The sequence below is a fragment of the Ottowia beijingensis genome, assembly GCF_013423955.1.
Lineage (GTDB): Bacteria > Pseudomonadota > Gammaproteobacteria > Burkholderiales > Burkholderiaceae_C > Ottowia > Ottowia beijingensis.
Genome location: NZ_JACCKX010000001.1, coordinates 2,214,765 through 2,234,497, shown reverse-complemented (window position 1 = coordinate 2,234,497; position 19,733 = coordinate 2,214,765). Strand labels below are relative to the sequence as shown.

20 protein-coding genes and 7 pseudogenes are annotated in these 19,733 nt (G+C 66.9%); 5 read left to right on the top strand and 22 right to left on the bottom strand.

Features of this window, described 5'->3' with window-relative positions; genetic code table 11:
• Window positions 1-59 precede the first annotated feature (59 nt).
• From H0I39_RS24125 to H0I39_RS11235, 3 genes are read right to left on the bottom strand one after another with little or no spacing between them, the layout of a single operon-like run.
• A complete protein-coding gene (locus tag H0I39_RS24125; RefSeq protein ID WP_373368290.1) occupies window positions 60-662 on the bottom strand; it encodes an MFS transporter in 603 nt (200 codons plus the stop codon).
• Window positions 659-829 (bottom strand): hypothetical protein, encoded by a 171-nt coding sequence (locus H0I39_RS11240; RefSeq protein ID WP_180550535.1) that lies wholly within the window; start codon window positions 827-829, stop codon window positions 659-661. Before H0I39_RS11240 ends, H0I39_RS24125 begins: the two co-directional genes overlap by 4 nt.
• Window positions 790-1,197, bottom strand: coding sequence for a hypothetical protein (locus H0I39_RS11235; RefSeq protein ID WP_180550534.1), 408 nt, complete (start codon window positions 1,195-1,197; stop codon window positions 790-792). The genes H0I39_RS11240 and H0I39_RS11235 overlap by 40 nt, the downstream gene beginning before the upstream one ends.
• Before the next feature lie 310 nt (window positions 1,198-1,507).
• On the opposite strand from H0I39_RS11235, the pseudogene H0I39_RS11230 reads away from it, so the two are divergent.
• Both H0I39_RS11230 and H0I39_RS11225 read left to right on the top strand, forming a co-directional pair.
• Window positions 1,508-2,740, top strand: a pseudogene (locus H0I39_RS11230) (CaiB/BaiF CoA transferase family protein).
• Between the two features lie 398 nt (window positions 2,741-3,138).
• Window positions 3,139-3,873 (top strand): alpha/beta fold hydrolase, encoded by a 735-nt coding sequence (locus tag H0I39_RS11225; RefSeq protein WP_180550533.1) that lies wholly within the window; start codon window positions 3,139-3,141, stop codon window positions 3,871-3,873.
• Window positions 3,874-3,980: 107 nt separating this feature from the next.
• On the opposite strand, the gene H0I39_RS11220 is transcribed toward H0I39_RS11225, so the two are convergent.
• Complete coding sequence (locus tag H0I39_RS11220; RefSeq protein WP_180550532.1) at window positions 3,981-4,619, bottom strand: nitroreductase family protein; 639 nt, start codon at window positions 4,617-4,619, stop codon at window positions 3,981-3,983.
• Window positions 4,616-5,830 (bottom strand): nitroreductase family protein, encoded by a 1,215-nt coding sequence (locus H0I39_RS11215; protein ID WP_180550531.1) that lies wholly within the window; start codon window positions 5,828-5,830, stop codon window positions 4,616-4,618. The genes H0I39_RS11220 and H0I39_RS11215 overlap by 4 nt, the downstream gene beginning before the upstream one ends.
• A gap of 170 nt (window positions 5,831-6,000) precedes the next feature.
• Between H0I39_RS11215 and H0I39_RS11210 the strand changes: the two genes are divergently transcribed.
• Window positions 6,001-6,498, top strand: coding sequence for a TlpA disulfide reductase family protein (locus H0I39_RS11210; protein WP_180550530.1), 498 nt, complete (start codon window positions 6,001-6,003; stop codon window positions 6,496-6,498).
• 257 nt (window positions 6,499-6,755) lie between these two features.
• On the opposite strand, the gene H0I39_RS11205 is transcribed toward H0I39_RS11210, so the two are convergent.
• Window positions 6,756-7,214, bottom strand: coding sequence for a c-type cytochrome (locus H0I39_RS11205; protein ID WP_180550529.1), 459 nt, complete (start codon window positions 7,212-7,214; stop codon window positions 6,756-6,758).
• Window positions 7,215-7,359: 145 nt separating this feature from the next.
• Here H0I39_RS11205 and H0I39_RS11200 point away from each other — a divergent pair.
• Together H0I39_RS11200 and H0I39_RS11195 are read left to right on the top strand one after the other, a co-directional pair.
• A pseudogene (locus H0I39_RS11200) lies at window positions 7,360-8,032 on the top strand (cytochrome b/b6 domain-containing protein).
• 61 nt (window positions 8,033-8,093) lie between these two features.
• Entirely contained in the window at window positions 8,094-8,570 is a 477-nt protein-coding gene (locus H0I39_RS11195) for a GNAT family N-acetyltransferase (RefSeq protein ID WP_308645921.1), read from the top strand.
• 386 nt (window positions 8,571-8,956) lie between these two features.
• Here H0I39_RS11195 and H0I39_RS11190 read toward each other — a convergent pair whose 3' ends face one another.
• The 16 genes and pseudogenes from H0I39_RS11190 to rpsL form a co-directional block, all read right to left on the bottom strand.
• Window positions 8,957-9,460, bottom strand: coding sequence for a peroxiredoxin (locus tag H0I39_RS11190; RefSeq protein ID WP_180550527.1), 504 nt, complete (start codon window positions 9,458-9,460; stop codon window positions 8,957-8,959).
• A gap of 135 nt (window positions 9,461-9,595) precedes the next feature.
• A complete protein-coding gene (rpsQ, locus tag H0I39_RS11185; RefSeq protein WP_180550526.1) occupies window positions 9,596-9,865 on the bottom strand; it encodes a 30S ribosomal protein S17 in 270 nt (89 codons plus the stop codon).
• A gap of 9 nt (window positions 9,866-9,874) precedes the next feature.
• Window positions 9,875-10,072 (bottom strand): 50S ribosomal protein L29, encoded by a 198-nt coding sequence (gene rpmC / locus H0I39_RS11180; protein WP_180550525.1) that lies wholly within the window; start codon window positions 10,070-10,072, stop codon window positions 9,875-9,877.
• 15 nt (window positions 10,073-10,087) lie between these two features.
• On the bottom strand, window positions 10,088-10,504 hold the full coding sequence (gene rplP / locus H0I39_RS11175; protein WP_180550524.1) for a 50S ribosomal protein L16: 417 nt from the start codon (window positions 10,502-10,504) through the stop codon (window positions 10,088-10,090).
• A 3-nt stretch (window positions 10,505-10,507) separates the two neighbouring features.
• A pseudogene (gene rpsC, locus H0I39_RS11170) lies at window positions 10,508-11,406 on the bottom strand (30S ribosomal protein S3).
• Between the two features lie 18 nt (window positions 11,407-11,424).
• Complete coding sequence (rplV, locus tag H0I39_RS11165; protein ID WP_106701745.1) at window positions 11,425-11,754, bottom strand: 50S ribosomal protein L22; 330 nt, start codon at window positions 11,752-11,754, stop codon at window positions 11,425-11,427.
• Between the two features lie 12 nt (window positions 11,755-11,766).
• Window positions 11,767-12,042 carry a 30S ribosomal protein S19 gene (gene rpsS, locus H0I39_RS11160; RefSeq protein WP_180550523.1) on the bottom strand — a complete coding sequence of 92 codons (276 nt, stop codon included), beginning with the start codon at window positions 12,040-12,042 and terminating at the stop codon, window positions 11,767-11,769.
• 12 nt (window positions 12,043-12,054) lie between these two features.
• Window positions 12,055-12,878: pseudogene (rplB, locus tag H0I39_RS11155) on the bottom strand (50S ribosomal protein L2).
• A gap of 14 nt (window positions 12,879-12,892) precedes the next feature.
• Window positions 12,893-13,215: pseudogene (rplW, locus tag H0I39_RS11150) on the bottom strand (50S ribosomal protein L23); the annotation flags it as partial.
• Window positions 13,212-13,832, bottom strand: coding sequence for a 50S ribosomal protein L4 (gene rplD, locus H0I39_RS11145; RefSeq protein ID WP_180550522.1), 621 nt, complete (start codon window positions 13,830-13,832; stop codon window positions 13,212-13,214). The gene rplD and the pseudogene rplW, both read right to left, overlap by 4 nt.
• Entirely contained in the window at window positions 13,832-14,509 is a 678-nt protein-coding gene (gene rplC / locus H0I39_RS11140) for a 50S ribosomal protein L3 (RefSeq protein WP_180550521.1), read from the bottom strand. Before rplC ends, rplD begins: the two co-directional genes overlap by 1 nt.
• A gap of 181 nt (window positions 14,510-14,690) precedes the next feature.
• A complete protein-coding gene (rpsJ, locus tag H0I39_RS11135) occupies window positions 14,691-14,987 on the bottom strand; it encodes a 30S ribosomal protein S10 (RefSeq protein ID WP_180551790.1) in 297 nt (98 codons plus the stop codon).
• A gap of 23 nt (window positions 14,988-15,010) precedes the next feature.
• Window positions 15,011-16,207: an elongation factor Tu gene (gene tuf, locus H0I39_RS11130; protein ID WP_180551789.1), complete on the bottom strand. Its 1,197-nt coding sequence runs from the start codon at window positions 16,205-16,207 to the stop codon at window positions 15,011-15,013.
• 196 nt (window positions 16,208-16,403) lie between these two features.
• The gene (gene fusA, locus H0I39_RS11125) at window positions 16,404-18,506 is read right to left on the bottom strand and encodes an elongation factor G (RefSeq protein WP_180550520.1); all 2,103 of its coding nucleotides are present in this window, start codon (window positions 18,504-18,506) and stop codon (window positions 16,404-16,406) included.
• 69 nt (window positions 18,507-18,575) lie between these two features.
• Window positions 18,576-19,045 (bottom strand): annotated as a pseudogene (gene rpsG, locus H0I39_RS11120) (30S ribosomal protein S7).
• A 166-nt stretch (window positions 19,046-19,211) separates the two neighbouring features.
• Window positions 19,212-19,588: pseudogene (gene rpsL, locus H0I39_RS11115) on the bottom strand (30S ribosomal protein S12).
• Window positions 19,589-19,733 lie beyond the last annotated feature (145 nt).

The following is a 19,733-nucleotide window of genomic DNA, read 5'->3' as shown; positions in this document are numbered from 1 at the left end:
GGCGATGTCTGAATAGGAGCCTTTTTGGCCCTCAGCGCCCGCCCCATCTGCGCCAGCAGCTATTTTTGAGGAGCAAGCGAAGACCAGCGCGGCACGATCCAGGCGATCACCGCCATGGCCACCCCCACCAGCGCCGCCAGCCCCCAGAACAGCGCGCGCCAGCCCACCACTGGCAGCAGCCACTGCACCGGCAGGGTGGAGGCCAGCATGCCCAGCGAGCCGGTCATCAGCATCCACGAGTTGGCGCGCAGCTGCGTGCCGCTGTCGAACCAGCGGCGGTAGCCGGTCAGCGGCGCCATCAGGCAGGCGGCCACGCCCACGCCCATCAGCACGCGCGCCGCCATCAGGCCGCTGAAGCCGCCCGCCAGCGCGAACACCGCGCAGCCCGCCACCGCCACCGTCAGCAGCCCCAGGATCACCTGCTTCGGCCCGTGCCTGTCGAGCCAGCTGCCCAGCGGCAGCTGCATGGCGGCAAAGCCCAGAAAGTAGCCGCCCGCCAGCAGCCCGAGGTCGCGCGCGTGCAGGCTGAACTCGTCGGTGAGCACCGGCGACAGCGTGGCCGTGACCGCGCGCAGCAGCGCCGAGATGAAGTAGGCCAGCGCGAAGGCCAGGAACACCGCGATGGCGGCGCGGCGCGGCAGGGTGTCGCTCTGGGATGTCATGGCCACTTGATGCCTTCGAAGAACGCGTCGGCCACGGCCGGCTGCGGGCGCTCGGCGTACATCACGGCGTGCAGCAGCTCGGTGCCGCCGTCGCCCGCCGTGCGCGCCGTCCACACGGCCTGCGCCGTCACGCTGCGGCCGTCGGCCTGCTGCCCCTGGGCCACCACGCGCTGGGCGTGGGCCAGCGGCAGGCCCTTGGGCGGATGGAAAGGCTGCCTGGCCGGCGTGCCGCTGACGCGCATGTTGCCAGCGTGGCCTGCTGCCAGCCGGCCAGCAGCTCGTCGGGCGCGCGGCCGGCGGGCACCTTGGCGGCCATCAGCGCAAAGGTGGCGCCGCCGGCTTCGCAGCCGCTAACGGCCAGCGTGGTCGGCTCGCCACCCAGCGGCACGCTGCGCTCGGCGCGGTCGGGCTTGCAGGGCAGCAGGGCCACGGCGGTGGTGGGCGCCAGCCGCACTTCGCGCCAGTTGAGTGAGGGCGTGCAGGCCGCAGCGGCCAGCGCCACCGCGGCGCACAGGGCCGGCCGATACGGAAACATGCGGCGCATTATTGATGGGAAAGCTGTCGACTTGAAAAGGCGCTGAGTTTTCTGAACGCAGAGAGCGCCAAGACTTCGCAAAAGGCGCAGAACGCGATAGTGAAAACCGTGCGCGGCTTCAGATTTCGCAAGCGATGGTGGCTATCTCCCTTGCTTGATGATCAAGAAGTCTCAGATGCCGCTCGGACCTCATCCGCTGTGTGGGAGCGGACTTGCCCGCGATCTAGCGTTGGTGGCGGCGAGACGTCTCATCGCGGGCCCGCCCGCTCCCACACCCAATCATCGCCCGCGCCTTTGCGAGAATGCAGCCATGAACGCACTTGACGGCATCCGCATCCTTGACCTGTCTCGCGTGCTGGCCGGCCCCTGGTGTACCCAGACCCTGGCCGACCTGGGGGCCGACGTGATCAAGATCGAGCGCCCCGGCACCGGCGACGACACGCGCACCTGGGGCCCACCCTTTCTGACGGCCGACGACGGCAGCGAGACGCACGAGGCCGCCTACTACCTGGGCGCCAACCGCAACAAGCGCAGCGTGACCTGCGACATCGCCAGGCCCGAGGGCCAGGCGCTGATCCGCGCGCTGGCCGAGCACTGCCAGGTGTTCATCGAGAACTTCAAGGTGGGCGACATGGCGCGCTACGGGCTGGATTACGACAGCCTGAAGGCCATCAACCCGCGCCTCGTCTACTGCAGCCTCACCGGCTTTGGCCAGACCGGGCCGTATGCGCCGCGCGCCGGCTACGACTACGCCATCCAGGGCATGGGCGGGTTGATGAGCATCACCGGCGAGCGCGACGACCTGGGCGGCGGCCCGCAGAAGGTGGGCGTGGCCGTGGCTGACCTGTTCACCGGCATGTACGCCACGGTGGGCATTCTGGCCGCGCTGCGCCATGCCGAGCGCACGGGCGAGGGCCAGTTCGTCGACATGGCCCTGCTCGACACGCAAGCCGCCATGCTGGCCAACCTGGGCGCCAACTACCTGGTCAGCGGCAAGGTGCCCGGCCGCGCCGGCAACGCGCACCAGAACATCGTGCCGTATCAGGTGTTCGAAGTGGCGCCCAAGCCCGACGGCAGCGCCGACCACATCATCCTGGCCGTGGGCAACGACGGCCAGTACGCCGTTCTGCCAGGTGGCCGGCCGGCCCGACCTGGCCGCAGACCCGCGCTACGTGAAGAACCAGGACCGCGTGCGCAACCGCGCCACGCTGGTGCCGCTGCTGGCCGAGATCATGAAGACCCGCACCAAGCCCGACTGGTTGGCCGCGCTGGAGGCCGCCAAGGTGCCCTGCGGCGCCATCAACAACCTGGCCGAGGTGTTTGCCGACCCGCACGTGCAGGCACGCGGCATGGTCACGCACTGGCAGCACCCGCTGAAGCACGACCTGAAGCTGGTGGCCAGCCCGCTGAAGCTGGAAAAACCCCCGTGCGCACCGACCTGCCGCCGCCCCTGCTGGGCCAGCACACCGACGAGGTGCTGGGCGAGCTGCTGGGCTTCGACGCCGCGCGCATCGCCGCGCTGCGCGATGCGGGGGCGGTTTGACTCCATTTCCAATTCAATGCGTCGATCACCGTCATCCGGGGCGAAGGCCGGGTTCCATGTTTCTCCGCACACGCCGGAATGACGAATGACTTCGCTGCGCTTCGATGACAAATGGCGCATTTTTCATCGGTCATGCGGCGCCAGCCGCGGTCATTGGTCATTTGTCATTGTTTTGAACGCCAAACCGCATCAGGGCGGGGCCGCAACAAGAAAGTGAAGAGGGGGGACTTGTGAAATTTATTGATTCATGAAACAAGGCTCCAGCGCCCTTGAATCGGGCGCAAGCAGCTCTTTTCAATACCTTAAATCCCCGCCAAATCGTTATCGCTGGTTTTGAACCTGGAAACGGCAGCTGATACAGGCGTTTGCCGCCCACCCGCACGAAAGGAAGATCCGCCATGGCCCACTACCTGCTCGTTCACGGCGCCTGGGGCGGCGCCTGGTACTGGCGCGACACGCTGCACACGCTGATCCGCGCCGGCCACCGCGCGCACGCCGTCACGCTGACAGGCGTGGGCGAGCGCGCCCACCTGCTCTCGCCCGCCATCGACCTGGAAACCCACATCGCCGACGTGCTGGGCGCGCTGGACACCGAGGAACTCGACGACTGCATCCTCGTCGTGCACAGCTACGGCGGCATGCTCGGCACCGCCGTGGCCGACCGCCGGCCCGGCAAGCTGCGGCACCTGGTCTATGTCGATGCCGTGCTGCCCGCCCCCGGCGAAAGCTGGAGCAGCGGCCACGCGCCCGACACGCGGGCGGCGCGCATCGCCGGGGCCGAAGCGAACGCGCAATACGCCTTTCCCGCGCCCGACCCGGCCGCCTTCGGCCTCACCGGCCCCGCCGCCGACTGGGTGCGCCGCCGCCAGACGCCGCACCCCGGCCACACCTACACGCAGCCACTGCCCTTCGACCCGACCCGCGTCGCCGCCGTGCCGCGCACCTTCATCAACTGCACGCAACCGGCGCTGCCCACCATCGACACCTCGCGCGCCCGCCTGGCCGATCCGACCTTCTGGGGCGGTGCGTGGCAAGGTGGCGGCGGCGTGCGCGTGGTCGACATGGCGACGGGGCACGACCCGATGCTGAGCGAGCCCGAGGCCTTCCACCGCCTTCTGCTGGCGCTGGCGTGACCGGCCCGCCGCTCACGCCGGCCAGCCCAGGGCGGCGAACTGCACCACCCACTCGCGCGCCGGGTCGGCGCCGATGAGGGCGGCGGCCGCGTCGTCGTAGAACGCGCCTACGGCGCACACCCCACGCCCAGCGCCTGGCCAGCCAGGTACAGGCGCTCGCCCCACAGGCCGGATTCGAGGAAGGCATGGCGCCAGCCGCGCGCGGCGCCGGCCGGGTCGGCGGCGAAGGCGCCGCGGTCGAGCGTGAGGACGACCACCGCAGCGGCGTCGCCGATGGCGTCCTGGTCGAGCCCGGCGGCGCGGCTGCGGCGCCGCCCGGGCGCGCCGGCAGCGGGCCGCGCGTGCAGCGCATCCGCCACCGGCACCCAGGCCCACGCGCCGGCCGGCAGGCCATCGACCGCGTGCGCCACCACACTGGCGCGCACGGCGGCAGACCATTGCGGCGCGGGCGTGGTCATGGCGCGCAACAGCTGCCCCAGCACCGGCAGCGGCAGCGCCTGCGGCCGGTAGCGGCGCACCGAGCGGCGCGCGGCAATGAGCGGCAGCGGATCGGCCAGCGCCGGCACCGGGCCGCTGGCGGCCGGCAGCGCCACCGCCGCCGCGCGCCCCATGGCGGGCGAGCCGGCGGCGGGCGGCGGCCAATCCGCACCGGCCGGTGGCGGCCGGTCGGTGGGCGAGGCGCGCACGCTGCCCGCTCCGCTGGCCGCCGCGCGCAACGAGGTGGCGCGGTGCACGGCGTCGGTCATGCCCAGCGGCGCGCTGCCCTGGCGCAGGGGATCGCCCAGTCGGCCGGCGGCGCCACGGGCCGGGGCGTGGCGGCGGCATCGGTCAACCAGAGCTGCGCCAGCACGCCTTCCTCGCGCTCGTCCAGCTGCAGCGCATCGGCCCACACCGATTCGTCGAAGGCGCGGGCGAAGTGCACGCCCACATGCAGCGCCTGCCCCGCCACGCGGACGTTCTCCAGCGCATGGCCCAGGTCGCCCAGCAGGTAGCGGTAGGTGCGCTCGCCGTACTTGTGGCCGCTGCGGCGGAACACCGCGGTGGCCAGCAGCGCGACGGGCACGCCAGGCGGCAGGGTGGCGGCCAGCGCCGGCGGCAGCGCCTCGGCCAGGCGCCGCAGGCCGCGGCCGGGCACGTCGACATGCCACAGGCCGGACGGCACGCCGGGCAACTGGCGCACGGCCAGGTACAGCTCGGTGGCGAACAGCGCGCCGGACGAGGGCGCGGCGCGCAGGCGCAGGCCGCCGCGCTCGGCGGTGATGCCGGCGGCCGCCCACAGCAGGGTGGCCAGGGCCTGGGCGTTCAGCCCCGGTGGATCGGCCGGCGCCGTGCGCCAGGGCGCGGGCAGCGGCTGCGCCGGCGCCTGGGCATGGGTCTTGAACGGCGGTGGCGCGCCGCCCCAATCGGCACTGGCGGCGCGGCGCAGCACGCCGGCGCGCGAATGGGCCGAATGGGCATGAAAGGCCTCGACCACGGCGAGTGCCGAGGCCGCCTGATTCGCGTCGCCGAGGCCGGCCGGGTCGCCACCAATGTGCAGCTCGGTGCGCCCATGGCGCAGCCCCAGCCAGTAGGCACCGCCCGTCGACGCGGCCAGCCCGCCCAGGGCCAGCGCCCCGCTCAGCCTGCGGCGGCGCGGCGCGGCGGCGGCGGGCGCACTGGCCGCCTGGCGGCGCGGGCGCAGCGCGGCGAGCAGCGCGCGCAGGTTGAACGCCAGGTGCAGCACCACCAGCAGCACGGTGGCGTAGCCGAACAGGTAATGCCAGTCGAACACCGGCAGGTGCTGGTTGGCCACCCAGAAGATGCCCAGCCCCGCCGTGGCCAGCAGGTAGACCAGCAGCAGCAGGCTGCTGATGGCGTTGAGCCTGGCGCGCGTGGGCAGCCGGCCGCGCAGCGCCAGCGCGCCGGCCAGCAGCGCGGCAGCCAGCAGAGGCAGAAAAACCCAGACCAGCTTGTTCATGCCGGGCACCGCGCGGCGCCGGCGCCTGATCGGTCACGCACGGGCATCGGCCCATTCTGCCCGGCCGGGCGCGGGGTTGAACTTTGGCGGGCTTTGGCGGCTCTGTCGTTGAAGGCCTGGCGCGCCCGTGCCGGCCGCCCGGTCTTTGGCCGTTTTCTACAATCATGCCCATGCCCACCACCCTCACGCGTCGCCTCGCCCTGGCCGCGCTGGCGATTGCCACGCTGGCGCTGGCCGCCTGCGGCAAGAGCGAAGCACCCGCCTCCACCTTCGTCCTGCTCGACGGCAGCAGCCAGACCACCGCCGACATGAAGGGCAAGGTCACGCTGGTCAACTTCTGGGCCACCAGCTGCACCACCTGCGTGGCCGAGATGCCGCAGATCGTCGCCACTTACGACAAATACAAGGACAAGGGCTACGACACCATTGCCGTGGCGATGCAGTACGACCCGCCGAGTTACGTGGTGAACTTTGCGCAGACGCGCAAGCTGCCGTTCAAGGTCGCCATCGACAACACCGGCAAGGTGGCCGAGGCCTGGGGCGACGTGAAGCTGACGCCGACCACCTACATCGTCGACAAGCAGGGCCAGATCGTGAAGAAGTACGTGGGCGCGCCCAACTTCGACGAGCTGCACAAGCTGATCGAGAAGCTGCTGGCCGCGGCCTGATGTCATTTCCAGATCAACACCACAACAAGTTCGTCATTCCGGCGAAAGCCGGAATCCAGACGGCGAGTGAAAGCAGACAGGGATCGCGGCTTTCGCCGGGATGACGATGGTTGAAGTTTCGAAGTGAGAATGGAATGAGCCACGGCGCACGCAAGAAAGCCGCACCAGGGTGCGGCTTTTTCATGCCTTTTCGGCCTTCAGCGCTTGTGTGGCAAGCGCTGGCAGCTCCTGTTTCAGGAGCTGCCCGTGCCGGCTGCTCAGCGGGCGCGGTAGTTGTCGTGGCAGGCCTTGCAGGTCTGCGAGGCGGGGCCGAAGGCGGCTTTCAGCTGGTCCAGGTTGCCGCTCTTGGCAGCCACCGACACCTTGCCGACTTCGGTGATCATCTTCTGCTCCATCTCCTTGACCTTGGGCAGCTCCTTCCAGGCCTGGGGGCGCACCTTGGTGCCGTGGCCTTTTTCGGTGCCGGGCACGAAACCGGTGAACGGCAGGGCCGAAACGGCGGCGATGACGTCGCCATCGGCGGCGGCCACGGCGGCGTCGTAGGGCATCTTGCCGTTGGCCATGGCGCCCAGGCGGCCGAAGTGGTGGCCGAGCACGGCGAAGGCGCTCTGGCGGTAATTGATGGCGTCTTCGGCCTTGGCGAACTGGGCGGCGGCGGGCAGCGACACGGCAGCGGCGGCGGCCAGCAGGGCGGCGGCGCGAATCATTTTCTTCATCGTGAAAACTCCTTGGGTTGAATGAGCAACGGGCTGCATGAGCGGCCCGCGGCGCAGCCTGCAACGCGTGATCAAACATCACTAAACTCGGCAGGCTACGGGCGGCAGCATAGCGCCCTTGCGTTAACCAACTGTAATTGTCGACATGAACCCAACCCGCATCTGGGACCTGCCCACGCGCCTGTTTCACTGGGCGCTGGCGGCCTGCGTGATCGCCCTCGTCATCACCGCCAAGGTGGGCGGCGACGCCATGAACTGGCACTTTCGCCTGGGCTACGCGGTGTTCGCGCTGCTGATCTTCCGCCTGCTGTGGGGCTTCGTGGGCGGGCACTGGTCGCGCTTTGCCAGCTTCTTCCCACGCCGGGGCGGCTGTCGCGCTATTTGGGCGGCCGCGCCACGGCGGCCGATACCGCGGGGCACAACCCGCTGGGGGCGCTGTCGGTGCTGGCGCTGCTGACGGTGCTGTCGGTGCAGGTGGGCACGGGCCTGTTCACCGACGACGAGATCGCCTTTGCCGGGCCGCTGACGCCGCTGGTCTCGGGCGACACGGTGTGGACGCTGACCAGCTGGCACAAGACCTGGGGCCAGTGGCTGGTGATCGGCCTGGTGGCGCTGCACGTGCTGGCCATCGTGGTGTACCTGATCCGGCGCAAGAACCTCATCACGCCCATGCTGCTGGGCGACAAGCGGATGGCCGAGCCGGTGACCCCGGCCCGCGACACGGCCGCCACGCGCCTGCTGGCGCTGGTGCTGCTGGCGCCGCGGCGGGCGTGGTCTGGTGGGTGGTGCAGCTCGGCCAGCGCGGCATGCTGGGGTAGACTGGCCGCGGCGCAGGCCCGCTGCGCCCGCCTTTTGACGCCCGTGGACACACGACCGCCGATCGACATCGCCCTGGCCACCAGCCCCGAGCAGCTGGATGCTGCGCGTGCGCTGTTTCTCGAATACGCCGAGCAGCTGGGCGTGGATCTGGATTTTCAGGGCTTCGAGGAAGAGCTGGCCGGCCTGCCCGGCGACTACGCCGAGCCGCGCGGCAGCTTGCTGCTGGCCTGGGTGGACGGCGAACTGGCGGGCTGCTGCGCCCTGCGGCCGGCCGAGGACGTGGATTACGTCAACGCCGCCGAGATGAAGCGCCTGTTCGTGCGCAAGGCCTTCCGCGGCTTCGGGCTGGGCCGCATGCTGGCCGAGTCGATCCTTGACGCCGCCGTGCGCCTGGGCTACGACTGCGTGCTGCTGGACACGCTGGACGACATGGAATCGGCCCGCGCGCTGTACGAGGACCTGGGTTTCGAGGAAATCCCGCCCTACTACCACAACCCCTTGCCGGGGGCGCATTACCTGAAGGTCGATCTGCGCTGAATCGCCTGATCAGGCGATAACGGATTGACGCGGTATTGAAGTATTGAATTGATAGCTGCTCGCGCCCGATAATTGGGCGCTAGATGCAGATTCGATACATCAAAAAATTTCCGAGGCCCCCATCGGAACCGGCTGCGCAGCAAGCCGACAGAGTCGCGGAGCAGGCCACCCCAGAACGCCGGGGCCTCACCTTGAGCCGGCCGCTGGCGTCGTCCCCTCGGGGAAGGCAGCCGCCAGCGGACTCATTCCATTTCCAATTCAATGCGTCAATCACCGTCATCCCGGCGAAGGCCGGGATCCATGTTTCTCCGCACACGCCGTCTGATTCCGGCTTGCGCCGGAATGACGAGCTATGGCAGCTTTGATCTGGAATTGGAATCAGGGGGTTATTTGACTTGCCCCAGCATGGTGGCGCCGTCGCTCACCTCGAACTTGCCCGGTCCCTCGACGTTCAGCGTCACCACCTTGCCGTCCTTCACCAGCATCGAGTAGCGGTTGCTGCGCAGGCCCAGGCCCTTGCCCGTCAGGTCCAGCGTCAGGCCCGTGGCCTTGGCGAAGGCGGCGTCGCCGTCGGCGATCATGCGCACCTTGCCATCGGTCTTCTGGTCGCGTGCCCAGGCGCCCATGACGAAGGGGTCGTTCACGCTCAGGCACCAGATTTCATCCACGCCGGCGGCCTTCAGTGCGTCATGGTTGTCCAGGTAGCTGGGCACGTGCTTGGCCGAGCAGGTCGGCGTGAAGGCGCCCGGCAGGCCGAAGATGGCGATGGTCTTGCCGGCGGTGGCCTGGGCCACGTCCACCGGGTTGGGGCCGAGGCTGCAGCCGTTGCCCTCGACCTCCGAGTACTCGGATAGGGTGACGGCGGGCAGGGAATCTCCGACTTTGATCATGGAATGCGCTCCTGGGTTGGGTGACAAAAAGGCTGCCAGAACGCAGCCCCGCAAAACAAAACAGCCCACGCATTGTGGGCTGTTCGTTGGCATCGTGCTGGCGGCGCCGGCTTGGGCACCGCCGCAGCGTGGTCTTCAGACCTGGGCTGCCTTCTGCACCAGGCGGGTGGCCACCCAGTTCTTGGTCTTCGACAGCGGACGGCTCTCGGTGATCTCGACCGTGTCGCCCAGCTTGTACTCGCCGTTCTCGTCGTGGGCGTGGTACTTGCTGGAGCGGATCACGATCTTGTCGTAGATCGGGTGCTTGACGCGGCGCTCGATCAGCACCGTCACGGTCTTGGCGCGCTTGTCGCTGACGACCTTGCCGATCAGGGTGCGCTTGAGGGATTTCTTTTCTTCCGTCATGGTCACTCCTTACTTGGCGGCGGCTTGCTTTTCAGCAATCAGCGTCTTGGCGCGGGCGATGGCGCGGCGCGTGGTCTTCAGCTGGCCGGTGTTGGACAGCTGCTGGGTGGCCTTCTGCATGCGCAGGTTGAAGTGGGCCTTCTGCAGGTCCTTCACCTCGGCTTGCAGGCCGGCGACGTCTTTCTTGCGCAGTTCAGCGGTTTTCATCTGGTGTTCTCCTGATTACTGGCCGATCATGCGGGCGACGAAGGTGGTGCGCAGCGGCAGCTTGGCAGCGGCCAGGGCAAATGCCTCGCGCGCCAGCTCCTCGGGCACACCGACGATCTCGTACAGCACCTTGCCGGGCTGGATCTCGGCCACGTAGTACTCCGGGTTGCCCTTGCCGTTACCCATGCGCACTTCCGCGGGCTTGGTGGAGATGGGCTTGTCGGGGAACACACGGATCCAGATGCGGCCACCGCGCTTGACGTGGCGCGAAATGGCGCGACGCGCGGATTCGATCTGGCGCGCCGTCAGGCGGCCGCGATCGGTGGACTTCAGGCCGAAGTCGCCGAAGGCCACGGTATTGCCACGGGTGGCAATGCCGGTGTTGCGGCCCTTGTGCTCCTTGCGGTACTTTCTGCGGGCAGGTTGCAGCATGGTTTACTCTCCTTTGGCGCCGTCCGCTGCTGCAGCGGGCGCGGCGACGGTGCGGACGCGCTTAACGGCGGGTTGGCCGTCGGCACCCTGGCCTTCGGCGGGTTTGTCGCTGCCGTCGGCAGGGCGGCGTTGCCACCACCACGGGCATCGCGGCGCGGGCCGCCACGGCGGTCGCCACCGGGGCCACCACGGCCGTCACGGCGCGGGCCACGCGGGCCGCGGCGCTCTTCGCCCTCGGGGCGCGGCGTGCTGTCCAGCGAGGGCGCATCGTTGCGGCCCAGCGTGTCGCCCTTGTAGACCCAGACCTTGACACCGATGATGCCATAGGTGGTGCGGGCTTCGCTGAAACCGTAGTCGATGTCGGCGCGCAGCGTGTGCAGCGGCACGCGGCCTTCGCGGTACCACTCGGTGCGGGCGATCTCGATGCCGTTCAGGCGGCCGGCGGACATGATCTTGATGCCCTGGGCACCCAGGCGCATGGCGTTCTGCATGGCGCGCTTCATGGCGCGGCGGAACATGATGCGCTTTTCGAGCTGCTGCGTGATGCTGTCGGCGATCAGCTGGGCATCGACTTCGGGCTTGCGCACTTCCTCGATGTTGACGGCGACGGGCACGCCCAGCTTCTCGGCCAGTTCCTTCTTCAGCTTCTCGATGTCCTCGCCCTTCTTGCCGATCACCACGCCCGGACGGGCCGAGTAGATGGTGATGCGGGCGTTCTTGGCGGGGCGCTCGATCAGCACGCGCGAGACGGCGGCGTTCTTGAGCTTGGCCTTCAGGTACTCGCGCACCTTGATGTCTTCGGCCAGCATGCCGGCGAAGTCGCGGTTGCTGGCATACCAGCGGCTGGCCCAGTTGCGGCTCACGGCGAGGCGGAAGCCGGTCGGATGGATTTTCTGTCCCATAGTCTTTCCAGGCCTTCCTTAGTTGCCGACCGTCACGTACACGTGGCACGTGGGCTTCGACAGGCGCGCGCCGCGGCCCTTGGCGCGGGCAGCCGAGCGCTTGAGCGTGGTGCCCTGCTCGACGTAGATGGTCTTGACGCGGAGCTCGTCGATGTCGGCACCGTCGTTGTGCTCGGCGTTGGCGATGGCGGATTCCAGCACCTTCTTGATGATGCCGGCGGCCTTCTTCTGCGTGAAGGTGAGCGTGTTCAGCGCCTGATCCACTTTCTTGCCGCGGATCAGGTCGGCCACCAGACGGCCCTTGTCGACCGACAGGCGCACGCCACGGAGGACTGCACGTGTTTCCATGGTCTGTTTCCTTTACTTCTTGGCTTTCTTGTCTGCCGCGTGACCCTTGAAGGTGCGCGTCAGGGCAAATTCGCCAAGCTTGTGGCCAACCATCTGGTCGGTGACATAGACCGGCACGTGCTGCTTGCCGTTGTGCACGGCAATGGTCAGGCCGATGAACTCGGGCAGAACCATGGAGCGGCGCGACCAGGTCTTGATGGGCTTCTTGTCCTTGCTTTCCACGGCCTTGTCGACCTTGGCGAGCAGGTGGTGGTCCACGAACGGACCCTTTTTCAGAGAACGAGTCATGTGTTGTGGTCCTTACTTCTTGCGACGCGAAACGATCATGTTCTGCGTGCGCTTGTTGGCGCGGGTGCGGTAGCCCTTGCTCAGGTTGCCCCACGGGTCGACCGGCTGGCGGCCCGACTTGAGCGGCCCTCGCCACCACCCATCGGGTGATCGACCGGGTTCATCACGATGCCGCGCACCGTCGGGCGGATGCCCATCCAGCGCTTGACGCCGGCCTTGCCGAGCTGGCGCAGGCTGTGCTCTTCGTTGGCCACTTCACCGATGGTGGCGCGGCACTCGATGTGCACCTTGCGCACCTCGCCCGAGCGCATGCGCACCTGGGCGTAGGTGCCTTCGCGCGCCAGCAGCGTGGCGGACGTACCGGCCGAGCGGGCCATCTGCGCACCGGCACCGGGCTTGAGCTCGATGCAGTGGATGGTCGAACCCACCGGGATGTTGCGGATCGGCAGCGTGTTGCCGGCGCGGATCGGCGCCTCGGAGCCGCTCATCAGCTGGCTGCCGACTTCAACACCGCGCGGGGCGATGATGTAGCGGCGCTCGCCGTCGGCGTAGCACACCAGGGCGATGTGGGCCGAGCGGTTCGGGTCGTACTCGATGCGCTCGACCTTGGCGGGAATGCCGTCCTTGTTGCGACGGAAGTCGATCACGCGGTAGTGGTGGCGATGACCGCCGCCACGGTGGCGCGTGGTGATGCGACCGTTGTTGTTGCGACCGGCCTTCTGGAACTGCGGCTCGAGCAGGGGCGCGAAGCCCTCGCCCTTGTGCAGGTGGTCGCGCGAGACCTTGACCATGCCACGGCGGGCCGGCGAGGTCGGTTTGATCTTGATGACAGCCATGGTTTACGCAGCCTCCCGGACAGGTTCAGCTCTTGACCTTCCTTGAGCAGGACGTAGGCCTTGCGCACGTGGTCACGGCGACCGACGGTGCGACCGAAGCGCTTGGTCTTGCCCTTGATGTTGGCGACGGACACGCCCTTGACCTGCACGTTGAACAGCAGTTCGACGGCGGCCTTGATCTCGGGCTTGGTGGCATCGCGCAGCACCTTGAAGGTGACGGCATTGGACTTCTCGGCCACCATGGTGGCCTTCTCGAAATCACCGGAGCGACGAGCACCTGCATCAGGCGGCCCTCGTCGAATTGGCGCTCTTTGGGCGACGGGTTGATGCGGCTCATGCGAACATCTCCTTGAGCTTGTCGATGGCACCCTTGGTGACCAGCACCTTCTTGTAGTGCACCAGCGACACCGGGTCGGCGTAGCGCGGCTCGATGACCAGCACCTTGCCGAGGTTGCGCGACGCCAGGTACAGGTTCTCGTCGACCTCGTCGGCGATCACCAGCACGGAGTCGAGCTTCATGTCCTTGAGCTTCTGGGCCAGCTGCTTGGTCTTGGGCGAATCGACCTTCATCGACTCGATCACGGCCAGGCGGCCTTCACGCGCCAGCTGCGAGAAGATGGACGCCATGCCGGCGCGGTACATCTTCTTGTTGATCTTCTGGCTGAAGTTCTCGTTCGGGCTGCTGGGGAAGATCTGGCCGCCGCCACGCCACAGGGGCGAGGAGGTCATGCCGGCGCGGGCGTTGCCCGTGCCCTTCTGGCGGAACGGCTTGCGGGTCGAGTGCTTGACCTGCGCGCGGTCCTTCTGGGCGCGCGTGCCCTGGCGGGCATTGGCCTGGTAGGCCACCACCAGCTGGTGCACCAGCGCTTCGTTGTAGTCACGACCGAACACGGTCTCGGGCGCATCCACCTTGGACGCGGCCTGGCCCTGGTCGTTCAGGAGTTCGAGTTGCATTACTTGGCCTCCTCTTTGGCGGCCTTGGCCTTGACGGCCGGGCGCACGGTGACGAAGCCGCCGCGCGAGCCGGGCACGGCACCCTTGATCAGCAGCAGCTGACGGGCCTCGTCGATGCGGATGACGTCCAGGTTCTGGGTGGTGACGGTCTCGTCGCCCATGTGGCCGGTCATCTTCTTGCCCGGGAACACGCGACCCGGATCCTGCGCCATGGAGATCGAGCCCGGCACGTTGTGCGAACGGCTGTTGCCGTGCGAGGCGCGCTGCGAGCGGAAGTTGTGGCGCTTGATGGTGCCGGCGTAGCCCTTGCCGATGGAAGTGCCCTGCACATCCACCTTCTGACCGACCGCGAACACCTCGGCCACCGGCACGGCGGCGCCAGCGGCGTACTTGCCCGCCACATCGTCGTCGACACGGAATTCCTGGGTGATTTCACCGGCTTCGACACCCGCCTTGGCGAGGTGGCCGGCTTCGGGCTTGGTCACGCGCGAAGCCTTGCGCGAACCGAACGTGACCTGCAGGGCCACGTAGCCATCGTTGTCCTGGGTCTTGACCTGGGTGACGCGGTTGTTCGACACATCGACCACCGTGACAGGCACTGCTTCGCCGTCATCGGTGAACAGACGCATCATGCCCACCTTGCGCCCCAGCAACCCCAATCGATTGCTTTGACTCATTTATTGCTCCTGAACTCTCGCCGCGCCCGCTGCAATTGGCCTGCGCGTTTGGTGTACGAAAGAGGGTTGAAAAGTCCTGGCCACAAAAGGCCAAGCCCTAAATTATAACGCGGGCCTGCCTTGTCGGCAAGCCCGCGCTGTGAGCGGCAGAACGGCGCGGCGCGGTGCCGGCCGCAAAGCCTTACTGCAGCTTGATCTCGACGTCCACGCCGGCCGGCAGATCGAGCTTCATCAGCGCGTCCACGGTCTTGTCGGTCGGGTCGACGATGTCCATCAAGCGCTGGTGCGTGCGGATCTCGAGCTGGTCGCGGCTGGCCTTGTTGACGTGCGGCGAACGCAGGATGTCGAAGCGCTTCATGCGCGTGGGCAGCGGCACGGGGCCCTTGACCACGGCGCCGGTGCGCTTGGCGGTGTCGACGATCTCGGCAGCGGACTGGTCGATCAGCTTGTAATCGAACGCTTTCAGGCGGATGCGGATTTTGCTTGGCCATGATCTGCTCCTTACTCGATGATCTTGGCCACCACGCCCGCGCCCACGGTGCGGCCGCCTTCACGAATGGCAAAGCGCAGGCCTTCTTCCATGGCGATCGGAGCGATCAGCTTGACGGTGATGCTCACGTTGTCGCCGGGCATGACCATTTCCTTGCCTTCGGGCAGTTCGATGCTGCCGGTGACGTCGGTGGTGCGGAAGTAGAACTGCGGACGGTAGTTGTTGAAGAACGGGGTGTGGCGGCCACCTTCGTCCTTGCTCAGCACGTAGACCTCACCGGTGAAGTGGGTGTGCGGCTTGATGGAGCCGGGCTTGCACAGCACCTGGCCGCGCTCGACTTCTTCGCGCTTGGTGCCGCGCAGCAGGATGCCGACGTTGTCGCCGGCCTGGCCCTGGTCGAGCAGCTTGCGGAACATTTCGACGCCGGTGCAGGTGGTTTTCTGCGTGGCCTTGATGCCGACGATTTCGATTTCCTCGCCGACCTTGATGATGCCGCGCTCGATGCGGCCGGTGACGACGGTGCCGCGGCCGGAGATGGAGAACACGTCTTCGACGGGCATGAGGAAGGCGCCGTCGATGGCGCGCTCGGGCGTGGGGATGTAGGTGTCGAGGGCTTCGGCCAGCTTCATGATGGCCTGCTCGCCCAGCTCGCCGGTGTCGCCTTCGAGGGCCAGCTTGGCCGAGCCCTTGATGATGGGGGTGTCGTCGCCGGGGAATTCGTACTTGGAGAGCAGCTCGCGCACTTCCATTTCGACGAGTTCGAGCAGTTCGGCGTCGTCGACCATGTCGGCCTTGTTCAGGAAGACGATGATGTAGGGCACGCCGACCTGGCGGCTCAGCAGGATGTGCTCGCGGGTCTGGGGCATGGGGCCGTCGGCGGCGGAGCACACCAGGATGGCGCCGTCCATCTGGGCGGCACCGGTGATCATGTTCTTGACGTAGTCGGCGTGGCCGGGGCAGTCGACGTGGGCGTAGTGGCGGTTGGCGGTTTCGTACTCGACGTGCGAGGTGTTGATGGTGATGCCGCGCGCTTTTTCTTCGGGGGCGTTGTCGATCTGGTCGTAGCTCTTGACTTCACCACCGAATTTCTTGCCCAGCACGGTGGCAATGGCCGCCGTCAGCGTGGTCTTGCCATGGTCAACGTGGCCAATCGTGCCCACGTTCACGTGCGGCTTGCTTCGCTCGAATTTCTCTTTGCCATTTCGGATAACTCCAGTGAAAGAACAATGCCCGTGACGGTTTAACGTCTCCAGCGCCGGGGCCGCCACGGGCAGCGCCCACTACCTTGCGGTGTGCCGAAGACAAAAAGGATAGCTGCTTACGCTTGATGCACAAGGGTTTCAGATAGAAAACGATCTGAAACCCCTGCAATCGGGCGCAAGCAGCTCCTGTTATTGAAGCAGCTTACTTGGCGCGCGAGGCCACGATGGCGTCGGCCACGTTCTTCGGCGCTTCGGCGTAGTGCTTGAATTCCATCGTGTACGTGGCGCGGCCTTGCGTGGCCGAGCGCAGCGATGTGGAGTAGCCGAACATCTCGGACAGCGGCACCTCGGCCTTGATGGCCTTGCCGCCGCCGACCATGTCTTCCATGCCCTGCACCATGCCGCGGCGGCTGGACAAATCGCCCATCACGTTGCCGGCGTACTCTTCAGGCGTCTCGACTTCCACGGCCATCATCGGCTCGAGGATGACGGGGTTGGCTTTCTTGGCGGCTTCCTTGAAGCCGAAGATGGCGGCCATCTTGAACGCCTGTTCGGACGAGTCCACGTCGTGGTACGAACCGAAGGTCAAGCGCACCTTGACGTCGACCACCGGGTAGCCGGCCAGCACGCCGCTGGTGAGCGCTTCTTCCACGCCCTTCTGCACGGCGGGGATGTATTCGCGCGGCACCACGCCGCCCTTGATCTCGTCGACGAACTCGAAGCCTTTGCCCGGCTCCTGCGGCTCCAGCGTGAAGACGACGTGGCCGTACTGGCCCTTGCCGCCCGACTGGCGCACGAACTTGCCTTCGACGTCGGTGACCGTCTTGCGCACCGTTTCGCGGTAGGCCACCTGCGGCTTGCCGACGTTGGCCTCGACGTTGAACTCGCGCTTCATGCGGTCGACAAGAATCTCCAGGTGCAACTCGCCCATGCCGGAGATGATGGTCTGGCCCGACTCTTCGTCGGTGCGCACGCGGAACGAGGGATCCTCGGACGCCAGGCGCGACAGGGCGATGCCCATCTTTTCCTGGTCGGCCTTGGTCTTGGGCTCGACGGCCTGCGAGATCACGGGCTCGGGGAACACCATGCGCTCCAGCACCACGGCGGCGCTCGGGTCGCTCAGGGTTTCACCGGTCGTCACGTCCTTCAGGCCCACGCAGGCGGCAATATCGCCGGCGACGATCTCTTCGATCTCGATGCGCTCGTTGGCCATCATCTGCACGATGCGGCCGATGCGCTCCTTCTTGCCCTTGATGGTGTTGAGCACCGTGTCGCCCTTCTTCAGCACGCCGGAATAGACGCGCACGAAGGTCAGCTGGCCGACGAAGGGGTCGGTCATCAGCTTGAACGCCAGCGCGGAGAACTTCTCGCTGTCCTCGGCCTTGCGGGTAACCGGGTTCTCGTCGTCGTCGGTGCCGGCCACCGGCGGAATGTCGGCGGGCGACGGCAGGTAGTCGATCACGGCGTCCAGCATGCGCTGCACACCCTTGTTCTTGAAGGCGGTGCCGCACAGCATGGGCTGGATCTCGGTCGAGATGGTGCGCGCGCGCAGGCCCTGCTTGATTTCTTCCTCGGAGAGGTCACCCTCTTCGAGGTACTTGTTCATCAGCTCTTCGCTCGACTCGGCGGCGGCTTCGACCATGTTCTCGCGCCACTTCTTGGCATCGTCGACCAGGTTGGCGGGAATGTCCTGGTACTCGAACTTCATGCCCTGCGAGGCCTCGTCCCAGATGATGGCCTTCATCTTGAGCAGGTCGACCACGCCCTTGAAGTTGTCCTCGCCGCCGATCGGGATCACCACCGGCACGGGGTTGGCCTTCAGGCGCAGCTTCATCTGGTCGTAGACCTTGAAGAAGTTGGCGCCGGTGCGGTCCATCTTGTTGACGAAGGCCAGGCGCGGCACCTTGTGCTTGTTGGCCTGGCGCCAGACGGTTTCGGACTGCGGCTGCACGCCGCCCACGGCGCAGTACACCATGCAGGCGCCGTCGAGCACGCGCATGGAACGCTCCACCTCGATGGTGAAGTCCACGTGGCCCGGGGTGTCGATGATGTTGAAGCGGTGCTCGGGGTAGGACAGGTCCATGCCCTTCCAGAAGCAGGTCACCGCCGACGAGGTGATGGTGATGCCGCGCTCCTGCTCCTGCTCCATCCAGTCGGTCGTGGCCGCGCCATCGTGCACTTCGCCCAGCTTGTGGTTCACGCCGGTGTAAAACAGGATGCGCTCGGTCGTGGTGGTCTTGCCGGCGTCGATGTGCGCCGAGATGCCGATGTTGCGATAGCGCTCGATGGGGGTTTTGCGAGCCATGATGGTCTTTCGTGAAACGGACCGGCCCGCTCGTGGCGGGCCGCACTCCAGGAGGGAATGAGGGAGAAATTAGAAACGGAAGTGGCTGAACGCCTTGTTGGCCTCGGCCATGCGGTGCACCTCGTCACGGCGCTTCATGGCACCGCCGCGGCCTTCGGTGGCCTCCAGCAGCTCGTTGGCCAGGCGCATGGCCATGGACTTCTCGCCGCGCTTGCGGGCGGCCTCCTTGATCCAGCGCATCGACAGCGCCAGACGGCGCACCGGGCGCACTTCCACAGGCACCTGGTAGTTGGCGCCACCGACGCGGCGAGACTTGACCTCGACCATCGGCTTGACGTTGTTGATGGCGGTGACGAAGAGTTCGAGCGGATCCTTGCCGCTCTTCTTCTCCATGGTTTCGAGCGCGCCGTAGATGATGCGCTCGGCAACCGCCTTCTTGCCGCCCTCCATGATCACGTTCATGAACTTGAAAGCTCGACATTGCCGTACTTGGGATCCGGCAGGATTTCACGTTTAGGGACTTCGCGACGACGTGGCATGTTTCACCTCATGTTTGCTTCAGTTGGCAGTTGGAACGTCCTGGTTTTCCGCCTGCCGCGCAGACCCATCCGGAGCCTGCACTTACTCGACCTTCCGATCAGGTCACTACGCTCGACCGGGGTCGTCTTCTCGCCCGATTCAAGCACCGAAAAATGACGAAAGCGCTTAAGCCTTCCTGGGGCGCTTGGCGCCGTACTTGAGCGCGCCTGCTTGCGGTCTTTCACGCCTTGCAGGTCCAGCGAGCCGCGCACGATGTGGTAGCGCACGCCCGGCAAATCCTTGACACGACCGCCGCGCACCAGCACCACGCTGTGCTCCTGCAGGTTGTGGCCTTCACCGCCGATGTAAGAGATGACCTCGAAACCGTTGGTCAGGCGCACCTTGGCGACCTTGCGAAGTGCCGAGTTCGGCTTCTTCGGCGTCGTGGTGTACACGCGGGTACACACGCCGCGACGCTGCGGCGAGTTCTGCATCGCAGGGCTCTTGGACTTGATCTTCTCGACCGTCCGCCCCTGACGCACCAGTTGACTGATGGTTGGCATTGAAAAACGTCCCTAAACGCTTGAAATATCAGCGCGACCGATTCACCGGCGCCTGCTGCGCAAGGCAGCAGGGCGATGGCGGCGCGCACGCAAAATTCCCACCCCAAACGCGGGAAAGCCTTAAAGTATAGCCCGGATCGGGGTT

Excerpts from the sequence above, each read along its gene's own strand:
- H0I39_RS11215 (WP_180550531.1), bottom strand. The coding sequence starts at position 5,830 with ATGAACAAGCTGGTCTGGGTTTTTCTGCCTCTGCTGGCTGCCGCGCTG.
- H0I39_RS24125 (WP_373368290.1), bottom strand. The coding sequence starts at position 662 with ATGACATCCCAGAGCGACACCCTGCCGCGCCGCGCCGCCATCGCGGTG.
- rplC (WP_180550521.1), bottom strand. The coding sequence starts at position 14,509 with ATGAGTCAAAGCAATCGATTGGGGTTGCTGGGGCGCAAGGTGGGCATG.
- rpmC (WP_180550525.1), bottom strand. The coding sequence starts at position 10,072 with ATGAAAACCGCTGAACTGCGCAAGAAAGACGTCGCCGGCCTGCAAGCC.
- rpsQ (WP_180550526.1), bottom strand. The coding sequence starts at position 9,865 with ATGACGGAAGAAAAGAAATCCCTCAAGCGCACCCTGATCGGCAAGGTC.
- H0I39_RS11225 (WP_180550533.1), top strand. The coding sequence starts at position 3,139 with ATGGCCCACTACCTGCTCGTTCACGGCGCCTGGGGCGGCGCCTGGTAC.
- H0I39_RS11235 (WP_180550534.1), bottom strand. The coding sequence starts at position 1,197 with ATGTTTCCGTATCGGCCGGCCCTGTGCGCCGCGGTGGCGCTGGCCGCT.
- rplD (WP_180550522.1), bottom strand. The coding sequence starts at position 13,832 with ATGCAACTCGAACTCCTGAACGACCAGGGCCAGGCCGCGTCCAAGGTG.
- H0I39_RS11210 (WP_180550530.1), top strand. The coding sequence starts at position 6,001 with ATGCCCACCACCCTCACGCGTCGCCTCGCCCTGGCCGCGCTGGCGATT.
- fusA (WP_180550520.1), bottom strand. The coding sequence starts at position 18,506 with ATGGCTCGCAAAACCCCCATCGAGCGCTATCGCAACATCGGCATCTCG.
- rplV (WP_106701745.1), bottom strand. The coding sequence starts at position 11,754 with ATGGAAACACGTGCAGTCCTCCGTGGCGTGCGCCTGTCGGTCGACAAG.
- rplP (WP_180550524.1), bottom strand. The coding sequence starts at position 10,504 with ATGCTGCAACCTGCCCGCAGAAAGTACCGCAAGGAGCACAAGGGCCGC.
- H0I39_RS11205 (WP_180550529.1), bottom strand. The coding sequence starts at position 7,214 with ATGAAGAAAATGATTCGCGCCGCCGCCCTGCTGGCCGCCGCCGCTGCC.
- H0I39_RS11220 (WP_180550532.1), bottom strand. The coding sequence starts at position 4,619 with ATGACCGACGCCGTGCACCGCGCCACCTCGTTGCGCGCGGCGGCCAGC.
- rpsS (WP_180550523.1), bottom strand. The coding sequence starts at position 12,042 with ATGACTCGTTCTCTGAAAAAGGGTCCGTTCGTGGACCACCACCTGCTC.
- H0I39_RS11190 (WP_180550527.1), bottom strand. The coding sequence starts at position 9,460 with ATGATCAAAGTCGGAGATTCCCTGCCCGCCGTCACCCTATCCGAGTAC.